A 2,660-nucleotide genomic window follows, 5' to 3' on the forward strand; every position below is an offset into this window, starting at 1 on the left:
CAGAGTGCCATTCAGGAAGTCGAGACCCGTTTCGCCATGCCGGTGATCAGCATAGTAACCCTGGACATGGTCCTCGAGTACCTTGAAAGGCATGCCGGCGAGTCACTGCAGGGCCACGCCAAGGCGATTCGTGCCTACCGTGACCGCTACGGTGTGGCGAGCTGATGCCGCCATGCTCGATGTGGTCCTCTACGAGCCGGAGATCGCCCCCAACACCGGCAACCTCATCCGTCTCTGCGCCAATACCGGCTTTCATCCCCACCTGATCGAGCCGCTGGGCTTCGAACTGGATGACAAGCGGTTGCGCCGTGCCGGGCTCGACTACCATGAATGGGCGCGAGTCGCGGTGCACGCCGACTGGTCAAGTTTCCTCGAGGCGGTGGCGCCGGCCCGTCTTTTTGCGGTCTCGACCCGTGGTCGCACCGGCTACCATGAGCCGGTGTACTGCCAGGGCGACGCCCTGGTGTTCGGCCCCGAGACCCGCGGCCTGCCCCAGGCGATGCTGGATGCCCTGCCAGAGCAGCAGCGCCTGCGCATTCCCATGCTGCCCGAGAGTCGCAGCCTGAACCTGTCGAATGCCTGTGCAGTGGTGGTCTTTGAAGCCTGGCGTCAGCTGGGTTTCACGGGTGCCAAGGAGTAATCGATGTCGATCAAGCAACGCCTGGCCGCGCTGAACCCCCGCCAGCAGGAAGCCGTACGCTACATCGACGGCCCTTGCCTGGTACTGGCCGGGGCCGGTTCCGGCAAGACCAGCGTGATCACCACGAAGGTCGCCTACCTGGTGCAGGAATGCGGCATGAGTGCGCGCCGGATCGCCGCGGTGACCTTCACCAACAAGGCAGCCCGGGAGATGAAGGCCCGGGTGGGGGAGATGCTCAAGGGCAAGGAAGGCCATGGCCTCACGGTTTCTACCTTCCACACCCTGGGGCTCAACATCATCCGCGCCGAACTCAAGGCTCTGGGCTACAAGGCGGGCTTCTCGCTGTTCGACCCGGAGGATGCCAAGGCGCTGCTGCGCGACCTGATGAACAAGGACGCCCAGGTCGATGCCGAAGCGATCAATGCCGTTCAACGCCGGATCTCGGCGTGGAAGAACGACCTGGTGCTGCCCGGCCAGGCCCTGTCCCACGCCGAGAGCGAGGATGAACAGTATGCGGCGAGGGTATACGAGGCCTACGGGCGTCACCTCAAGGCCTACAACGCCGTGGACTTCGACGACCTCATTCTGCTGCCGGTGGTGGTGCTGCTCGACGACCCCGAGGCCCTCGCTCGTTGGCGCAAACGCATCCACTACATGCTGGTGGACGAGTACCAGGACACCAACGTCAGCCAGTATCGGCTGGTCCAGCTGCTGATGGGCGAGCGGATGACCTTCACCGTGGTGGGCGACGACGACCAGTCCATCTATGCCTGGCGCGGTGCCCGCCCCGAGAATCTGGTGACCCTGGGGGAGGACTTTCCACGCCTGAAGGTCATCAAGCTGGAACAGAACTACCGCTCCACCGGCACCATCCTGCGCGCCGCCAATACCCTGATCGCCAACAATCCCCACGTCTACGAGAAGATGCTGTGGTCGCAGATGGGCGATGGCGAGGCGATTCGCGTGGTGGTCAACCGCCACGAGGAGGCCGAGGCCGAGCGGGTGGCCGGCGAGATCCTCACCCGGCGGATCAAGGAGTCAGCCTCCTGGCGCGACTTCGCCGTGCTCTACCGTGGCAACTTCCAGGCCCGGCTGCTGGAGCTCAAGCTGCAGCACTACCAGATTCCCTACAAGCTCTCCGGCGGCACCTCGTTCTTCTCGCGGGGCGAGATCAAGGATGCGATGGCCTACCTGCGGCTGTTGATCAATCCGGCGGACGACAACGCCTTCCTGCGCATCGTCAATGTGCCGCGGCGTGAAGTCGGCCCGGGTACCCTGGAGAAACTCGCCAACTATGCCACCGACCGCGGGACCTCTCTCTTTGCCGCCTGCCACGAGCTGGGGCTGGCCGAGCAGCTGCCCACTCGGGCAGTGGATCGCCTGGGCCGCTTCACCCATTTCATCGATGGCGTGCGACGGCGCATGGATGGCGGTGATGCCATTGCCGCCATCCGCGATATGCTGCGCGAAATGGACTACGAGGCCTGGCTCTACCAGAACGCCAGCGCGCCGACCATCGCCGAGCGGCGCATGGCCAACGTCTGGATCCTGATCGATCAGCTCGAGAAGTCGATGCAAGGCGCCCCTGATGAGAGAGGGGATGAGATCGCCGCCAGTGAGGAGACCGAGACCGAGGGTGTCGAGGCCGCCATCTCGCGGCTGGTGCTGCGCGATATCCTCGAGCAGCAGGCCGAGGAGGACGATTCCGACCGCGTCCAGCTGCTGACCATGCATGCCTCCAAGGGGCTGGAGTTCCCCCATGTCTACCTGATGGGCCTGGAGGAGGATCTGCTGCCCCATCGCAACGCCATCGAGGCCGGCACCGTCGAGGAGGAGCGGCGCCTGGCCTATGTGGGCATCACCCGGGCGCGACGGACCCTGACCCTGACCCTGTCACGGCAGCGCAAGGCCTATGGCGAACTCATGGACTGCACGCCCAGCCGCTTCCTGGACGAATTACCCCCCGATGATCTTGACTGGGAAGGCCGTGCCGACAAGGAAGACCCGGAGAAGAAGCAGG

At 64.6% G+C, this 2,660-nt stretch carries 2 protein-coding genes and 1 pseudogene; all 3 read left to right on the forward strand.

Annotation, left to right across the window (positions count from 1 at the left end; genetic code table 11):
- Positions 1 to 165: pseudogene (locus ACESMD_RS08695) on the forward strand (orotate phosphoribosyltransferase); the annotation flags it as partial.
- Between the two features lie 7 nt (positions 166 to 172).
- Positions 173 to 640: a tRNA (uridine(34)/cytosine(34)/5-carboxymethylaminomethyluridine(34)-2'-O)-methyltransferase TrmL gene (gene trmL, locus ACESMD_RS08700; protein ID WP_372612269.1), complete on the forward strand. Its 468-nt coding sequence runs from the start codon at positions 173 to 175 to the stop codon at positions 638 to 640.
- 3 nt (positions 641 to 643) lie between these two features.
- On the forward strand, positions 644 to 2,660 hold a 2,017-nt coding region (rep, locus tag ACESMD_RS08705; RefSeq protein WP_372612271.1), incomplete at its 3' end, for a DNA helicase Rep.

The sequence above is a fragment of the Halomonas sp. genome, assembly GCF_041689495.1.
GTDB lineage: Bacteria > Pseudomonadota > Gammaproteobacteria > Pseudomonadales > Halomonadaceae > Halomonas.